Origin of the sequence: Roseobacter sinensis, from assembly GCF_025755255.1 — a bacterium.
GTDB lineage: Bacteria > Pseudomonadota > Alphaproteobacteria > Rhodobacterales > Rhodobacteraceae > Roseobacter > Roseobacter sinensis.
The window spans coordinates 67,842-75,067 of sequence record NZ_JALIEB010000017.1; the positions used below are offsets into that span (position 1 = coordinate 67,842).

A 7,226-nucleotide genomic window follows, 5' to 3' on the forward strand; every position below is an offset into this window, starting at 1 on the left:
TCAGAGAGTCACGCAATCGTGCGATACGCTGTGACCGCGGTCATTTCGGTGCTGGCAAACCTTCTTGCCCAGGAATTGACCGTGCGCGGGGCACCGGCGGCGCATCTGATGGTGTCGATCGTGGTCGGCACCCTGGTCGGATTTGCGATCAAATACGTCATCGACAAGACCTGGACCTTCCGCGAACGTTATACCACGCCATATGGTGAAGCGCAGCGCATCACGGTCTCGGGTCTCTTCAGTGTCCTGACGACACTGATCTTCTGGGCGTTCGAGCTTGGGTTCTACGCCATCTGGCAGACCGATTTCGCCAAGTACCTTGGTGCCGTCATAGGGCTGAGCATCGGATATGTTCTCAAGTTCTGGCTTGATCGGCGCCACGTCTTCAGGGAGAGCACCGTTTGAAGGATCTGAGCGGTTGGGGCCGTTATCCCCGCCTGTCAGGGCCGCTGGATGCGGCGCTGAGTGCCGACGCGGCAGCCCGGGCCACGGCACAGCTGCCGGGGCTGATCGCGCGCGGTCTCGGGCGGTCCTACGGCGATGCCGCGGTCGGGCGTGACAGCACGCTCGACCTGACCGGATTGAACCGGATGCAATCGTTTGATCCTGAGACCGGGATACTTGCAGCGGAGGCCGGCGTGTCATTGGCTGATATCATCGCCACATTCCTGCCGCGCGGCTACTTTCCCTGCGCAGTACCGGGCACCCGCTTCGTGACCGTGGGCGGGATGATCGCCTCCGATGTCCATGGAAAGAACCAGCATGTCGATGGCACCTTCGGAGATCACGTCGCTTGGCTGATGCTGGCCCTGCCCGACGAGCGCGTGACGCGGTGCAGCCGCGACGAAAACCCAGAGCTGTTTGCGGCAACAGTCGGCGGGATGGGTCTGACCGGGACGATCCTCTCCGCAGGGATCCGCCTGAAACGCGTCGAGACCGGCTGGATCCGCCAGATCACCCATCCCGCGCGCAACCTGACCGAGGCTGTCGCGCTTCTGCGTCAGAGCGGCACCGCGACCTACACGGTGGCGTGGATCGACGTGCTGGCCCGGGGGGACGCCCTGGGCAGATCTCTGGTCCTGGAGGGCGAGCACGCCACGGCGGAGCAGGTCCGCTGGGGGGATCTGCGGTTTCCGCCGGCCCGCAACGGTCGGCTGGGCATTCCCACCGACATGCCCGGATGGATGCTGAACGCAACGACGGCACGCCTCTTCAACGAGGTCTACTACAGGCTCGGTGCGCGCAAGGCCGACCGGGCGATACTCGTACCTTGGGACGCATACTTCTTTCCGCTGGACGGTGTCGCCCATTGGAACCGGATCTACGGGCGGCGCGGTTTTGTGCAGCATCAATGCGTCATTCCGGAGCCAAAGGCGGAAGCGGTGATCTCCGAGATCCTCGATCGGATTTCGGGCCGGGGTGCGGGGTCGTTCCTCGCCGTGCTCAAGCGCCTGGCGGCGGGCTCAGGGCTGATGTCCTTTCCGATGGAAGGTTTGACGCTCGCGCTCGACATGCCGGTCAGTGCAGACTTGATGCCGCTGCTGCGCGAGATCGATGCGCTCGTCGTCGAGGCCGGCGGGCGGATCTATCTGGCAAAGGATGCCACGCAATCGCCGGAGACCTTTCTGGCAGGGTATCCGCAGCTGGACCGCTTCCGGCAGCTGCGGGATGAGATCGGGGTCAGCAGCCGCATCGCCTCGAAACTGTCTGACAGGCTTGGCATATGAACGACATCGTAGAACAGTCTCCAGCGAAAACCGTCCTTGTCGTCGGCGGCACCTCGGATATCGGCCGGGCGGTGGCAGCGGCCTATGCCGGAATGGGCTGGACGATCAGGCTCGCGGCGCGCGACGCCGACGCGGCCGAACGCAATGCCGCCGACATCCGCACGAGAAGCGGAGAGGATCACGTCACGGTCCATCATCTCGACATTCTGGAAACGGAGACCTTCGCACCGTTTCTGGACCAGCTCGGCGACCTGCCCGACACGGTCGTCTGTGTTGTCGGGCTGCTTGGCGACCAGGAGCGGGCACAGGAGGACCCGGACCATGCGGCCCAGGTGATCCGCACGAACTTCGAAGGTCCGGCCCTGCTTCTGGAGGCGCTCGCGCAGCGCTTTGCAGAGCGCGGCCACGGGCTGATCGTCGGTGTGAGCTCGGTCGCGGGCGACAGGGGGCGGGCGTCGAACTATGTCTATGGTGCCGGAAAGGCCGGGCTGACCGCCTATCTGTCGGGGCTGCGCAACCGACTGTCGGACACGGATGTGCGCGTGGTCACGGTCAAGCCCGGGTTCGTGCGGACGAGCATGACCGCCGGAATGGACCTGATCGGGCCTCTGACCGCCGCCCCCGAGGCCGTCGCATCACGAATTGCATCGCTTCAGACAGGCAGTGCCGATGTCGTCTACGTTTTGCGCGCGTGGCGCCTGATCATGTTCATCATTCGGGCCATTCCAGAAGCCGTTTTCAAGAAGCTGAAGCTTTGAGGTGTCCGCCGTGTCCAGAATAGCCGATCACTTCTCGCCCGTTGCCCTGGCCACGTGGGTGACGACGTTGGTCTGCGCCGCGCTTCTGGTTCTGCCGGGTGTGACCGCCACGTCGATGTATTTCAACGACATCCTCATCTTTCTCGACGGCGCCTATCGGGTGGTTCATGGCCAGGTGCCGAACCGGGACTTCCACACCGCTCTCGGTCCGTTGAACTACTACTTGCCGGGGTTGGGATACTGGCTGACAGGGCGGCTCGGCATGGCGATGCCGATCGGTATGGTGGCCCTGATGCTCGTTACAGCACCGATCCTGATCCATGTGCTGCGGTCAAGGCTGCGCCCGCTGATCGGCGTTCCGCTGGCCGTCTTCTTGGTGCTCCTTCTCGCCACGCCGATGAATACGGGCGACATACCGACGAAAATCTCCTTCGCGATGTTCTACAACCGGGTCGGTTGGGTTCTGCTTGGCATTCTGCTGGTGATGCACCTGCAGCCTGAGCGCGCAGGGCGCTGGCAGGGGTGGCTGGATGCCAGCGCAGCGGCGACGCTGACCATGCTGCTGGCCTATATCAAGATGACCTACGGGGTGGTTGCCGTCGGCTTTCTGCTGATGACACTGCTGCAACCGGCGCAGCGCCGCTGGGCGCTCGGCGCGCTGGTCCTGTGCGGGGTAGTCGCGCTTCTGGTCGAGGTGGTCTGGCGGGGAACGGGCGTATACATCGCCGATTTGGTGGAGGCGACCAAGGTCAGCGGCGTCATCGAGCCTTACATCTACGTGCGTTCCTTTCTGCGCACATCTGGCGAATACATCGTGTTTGCGCTGATTGCAGGTGCTGCGCTGTGGTTCCGCCCGCGCGTGACCGATCTTCTGTTCTACATCTTCTGCGGGGTCGCAGGCTTTGCCCTGCTTAACCAGAATTTTCAGGTCATCGGGATTGTCACCATGCTGGCGGGCGCCGCAGTCGCGGCCGAGATACTGGCCCGTCACGCGCAGCCCGTGTCATCGTCCGTGGCGAAAGCGCTCATTCGCGGCGCACCGCTTGCCGTGGCGGTCCTGCTTCTGCCGATTGCGCTATCCTCGGCTGCGGCGATCGGCGTTCACGCGGCAGTTGCCGCCACAAAGGCCGGTGTCGCGCTCAATACTCCCAACGGCCGAGACCTGCGGATCGTCAACATGCTCGACCGCGGACAGTTCGAGTTCTATGCCACCTACGGACGCAGCCTCGAGCGTGGCGCGGCGCTTCTTGCCGCGCTCGACACACCCGCGTCCCGGGTTCTGGTCATGGACTTCGTCAGCCCATTCGCCTCGCTTGCAGGGTTGCCGCCACAGCAGGGCGGCAATGCCTGGATGCACGACAATCGGAACTTCGATCTGAAGGTTCACCTTCCGGACGAAGAAATGCTGGGCGGTGTCGACGTGGTGATGATCCCGCGGCAGCCCGTTGCGGAAGCGACCACCGACAAGATGAAAGACATCTACGGATCTTATCTCGACCGTCATTTCGAGCTGACGAAAACGACTGAATTCTGGTCCGTTTTCGAGCGTCGTCCGTCGAGCACGTCGGAGACGAAGCCCGGACGCCCTCAGAGCAGCTAGCGCGGGCGAAACCCACGCGGCAAGGCCCGGCTAGCCCCTTCAGCCCTGTCCGCGCTCCACCCAGGCATCCATGAGCCAGGTTTCGGTCAGGGCCCTGTCTCGGAGTTTCAGGTAGGCACGCAGACTGACAGGTTCCGGGCCGGTCTGTTCGAAATCGAAGGTGAGACGCCAATAGTTCGTACCCACGACCGGATAGGCGTCGATCGGCTTGAGAATTCGGCCGTTCAGCGCATCGACAACCGGCACAACCCCGCTTTCGCGATCGAGGCCGGTCAGGGATGGACCCTCGAAGTCGACAACCATCTTTGCGACCCCTTCAGGCAGCGGATCACCCGGCACACCGCCCTGACCCTGTCGCGTGGCCACGACCCAGGCGACGTTCTGGGGCAGCGGATCCCTCTCCCGCCACTCGATCTCGTAGTCGAACTGGAACGACGCCCCTTTTTCCGTCGGACTGTCCGGCACCCAATAGGCTACGACGTTGTCGAAGGTCTCGTCATCTGTCGGGATCAGAATGAGCTGCACGCGTCCGGGACCCCAGTCGCCCCCCGGCTTGATCCAGGCTGAGGGGCGCCGGTTGTAGAAAACACCGTCGTCCTGGTAGTTTTCAAAGTCGCGGTCGCGCTGGATCAATCCGAAGCCGGCCGGATTCACATCCATGAAGCTCGAGGTCGTGACACCTGTCGGATTGCTCAGCGGCCGCCACAGCCGTTCGCCGCTTCCGGCCGCCATGGCCAGCCCGTCGCTGTCATGTATCTCAGGCCGCCAATCCTCGCCGCCGGCGCGATCACGCTCCGAATACCAGTACATGCTGGTGAGTGGCGCCACGCCCAGGCGCTCGACTGTTTCGCGCAGGAACAGATGGGCCGAAACCCGTGTCAGATGTCCGCCGTAAGGGGCGTTGCGGATCACACCGAACCTGTAGGCTCCAGTGATCGATGGGCCGTCGAGTTCGGCCCAGATCGAAAGCTCCTCATCGTCTTTTTCCGGCGGGCCGAGCCAGAAGGCGGTGAAGCGGGGAAACTCCTCCGGTACGTTCAGACCGGTGTTGATCGCGATGCCGCGGGCCGAGAGCCCGTACTGCGCCTCCGGTCCATCGGTCCGGAAGTAGGACGCACCCAGAAACGATATCCAGTCCGGCTCGAGGTTCGGCCGCATCACCCTGAACCCGGCAAATCCGAATCCTTCCGGCAGATCGAGCGCGGGGTTGTCCTCCGGTATCGAGAAGAAGTCGCTGACGAAGGGCACTTCATGCGCAGTTCCTGCTGCATCGCGAACATGAATCCGAACCGGTTCGGGGAAGTAGCGGCCCGGGTGAAAAAACTGCACCGGTGACTTGTTCGGCCCGATGTAAAGCGTCGCGTCTTTGCGAAACTGGATCTGCCAGTGCGCGCTGTAGTCTATCTTCGCGATGAGATCGGGCGCGGGAATGGAGACGGGCTCGAAAGGCCGAGCGGCGGCCTCGCGCGCCTTCTCGACAAGGCCTTCAAAGGTCATGGGCGCATCGGCGCGGGCGCTCTCCGGTTTCAACCCGCTCCACAGGCCCGCGGTCAGAACCGCGGCGGATCCGAAAAGCACGGCGCGCCGTGAGGGGGCCGAGAACCTGGGTTGCAATCCGCTCGGGCCTTCAGGTGTCGTTCGGGACGATAAGGGATCATTCGGTGTCATATCGAGATCTCGCAGCGTTCAAATGATGTGTTGAGATGTTTCAAATGTTGCGGGATTGTACATGCGCCAGTGAGGTGCCATCAATTTGCCGGGCCGAGGCAGGCACAACTTCGCCGATCTTTCAGCGCCTTGTCGCCAGCGGATCAACGGACATGCAGTGAGGCGCAATCTGGTCGTCGGGCCGGCGGCAGATCTTCGCTCAAAGGCAAGACCCATTGGACCCCGGCGCACCGGTGATCTCATCCGCGGCTGCCTGGCGCTCATCCGCTGCACCCGCGGTCGAGGTGCGCCGTCTCGCGGGCTGGTCGCCCTGGAGGTGTCAATCAGCACCCGGCGGTTGCGCATCTCCCCATCATGCTGGGGACAGACGGCGCCGGCAGCCCGGTGTCTGACGCCGGCGCCCATGGGACAGTCTAGAGCGGTTTGATAAGGGAGGGTTTCTGGCACATCGTAACCACCGGGGAGTGGAGATGAGACAGAGTTGGAGGGATCAGAAAAGGCCCCAGTGGGGCGTTTTTCCCCGAACAACGGAACCAAGCGGAGCCACGGTGAGAAGGTCGTCAAGGACATTCGCCGTGCCGCGCGCAAGCAGTGTTCGGCCGAAGAGAAGATCCAGATCGTGCTGGACGGCCTGAAGGCAGAGGACAGCATTGCTGAGCTTTGCAGGCGCGAAAGTATTGCTCAAAGCCTGTGTTATGGCTGGTCCAAGGAATTCCTCGAGGATGGCAAGAAGCACCTGGCCGGCGACACGGCCCGTGCTGCAACCTCGACCGAGGTTAAAGACCTGCGTTGGGACTCACGTGATTTGAAAGAGGTCGTTGCTGAACGGGCCCTGGAGCTTCGATTGCTCAAAAAAAGCAGGATCGCGCCTCTCGGTGATGCGTAGCATCACCTGCCGGTAGTAGATGGGAACGACGACGCATGAGGTATCCTGCCTCTGAGAAGCTGAAGCGTGAGCCATTGATGCGCCATTGGTTCGAGCACAATGGCGAACCGGCTGGTGGAAGGATCGCACCTGTCGACCAAACGCACGCTGGACGAGCTCGGCACCCCCAGAACCACCTTCTCTCGCTGGTATGATCGGTATCTGTCGGGCGGCCCCGAGGCGCTTAAGGATCGCAGCCCCTGGCCATCGCGGGTCTGGAACCGCATTCCTGTGCCGGTTCGAGAGAAGATCAAGGACAAGACCACGCGTCCGAACGAGCTGTGGCAGACCGGCTTCACCTATCTCAAGGTCATCGGCTGGGGCTGGTTCTATCTCAGCTCGATCCTCGACGACTACAGCCGCTACGTCATCGCCTGGAAGCTCTGCACGACGATGAGGGCCGAGGATGTGACCGACACGCTCGACCTGGCGCTGCAGGCTTCGGGGTGTAATCAGGCGACCGTTGTTCACAAGCCAAGCCTGCTCTCGGACAATGGCGCCAGTTACATCTCTGGTGAACTGGCCGATTGGCTCGAAGACCAGCAGAT

5 protein-coding genes and 1 pseudogene are annotated in these 7,226 nt (G+C 62.8%); 5 read left to right on the plus strand and 1 reads right to left on the minus strand.

The genetic code is table 11. The annotated features are described in order from the left end of the window. The first annotated feature begins 18 nt into the window (after positions 1–18). The 4 genes from MUB52_RS19615 to MUB52_RS19630 are packed head-to-tail and all read left to right on the plus strand — an operon-like array spanning position 19 to position 4,085. On the plus strand, positions 19–405 hold the full coding sequence (locus tag MUB52_RS19615) for a GtrA family protein (protein ID WP_263845843.1): 387 nt from the start codon (positions 19–21) through the stop codon (positions 403–405). Next, a complete protein-coding gene (locus MUB52_RS19620; protein ID WP_263845844.1) occupies positions 402–1,727 on the plus strand; it encodes an FAD-binding protein in 1,326 nt (441 codons plus the stop codon). The genes MUB52_RS19615 and MUB52_RS19620 overlap by 4 nt, the downstream gene beginning before the upstream one ends. Continuing rightward, positions 1,724–2,485 carry an SDR family oxidoreductase gene (locus tag MUB52_RS19625; RefSeq protein ID WP_263845845.1) on the plus strand — a complete coding sequence of 254 codons (762 nt, stop codon included), beginning with the start codon at positions 1,724–1,726 and terminating at the stop codon, positions 2,483–2,485. Before MUB52_RS19620 ends, MUB52_RS19625 begins: the two co-directional genes overlap by 4 nt. Positions 2,486–2,495: 10 nt before the next feature. Next, positions 2,496–4,085, plus strand: coding sequence for a hypothetical protein (locus tag MUB52_RS19630; RefSeq protein ID WP_263845846.1), 1,590 nt, complete (start codon positions 2,496–2,498; stop codon positions 4,083–4,085). A 39-nt stretch (positions 4,086–4,124) separates the two neighbouring features. Here MUB52_RS19630 and MUB52_RS19635 read toward each other — a convergent pair whose 3' ends face one another. Next, the gene (locus MUB52_RS19635) at positions 4,125–5,663 is read right to left on the minus strand and encodes a glucan biosynthesis protein (protein WP_263845847.1); all 1,539 of its coding nucleotides are present in this window, start codon (positions 5,661–5,663) and stop codon (positions 4,125–4,127) included. A gap of 595 nt (positions 5,664–6,258) precedes the next feature. Between MUB52_RS19635 and MUB52_RS19640 the strand changes: the two are divergent. After that, positions 6,259–7,226 (plus strand): annotated as a pseudogene (locus MUB52_RS19640) (DDE-type integrase/transposase/recombinase); the annotation flags it as partial.

Bases quoted from the DNA above. Each gene is read 5' to 3' on its own strand.
- MUB52_RS19625 (WP_263845845.1), top strand. From the start codon at position 1,724: ATGAACGACATCGTAGAACAGTCTCCAGCGAAAACCGTCCTTGTCGTC.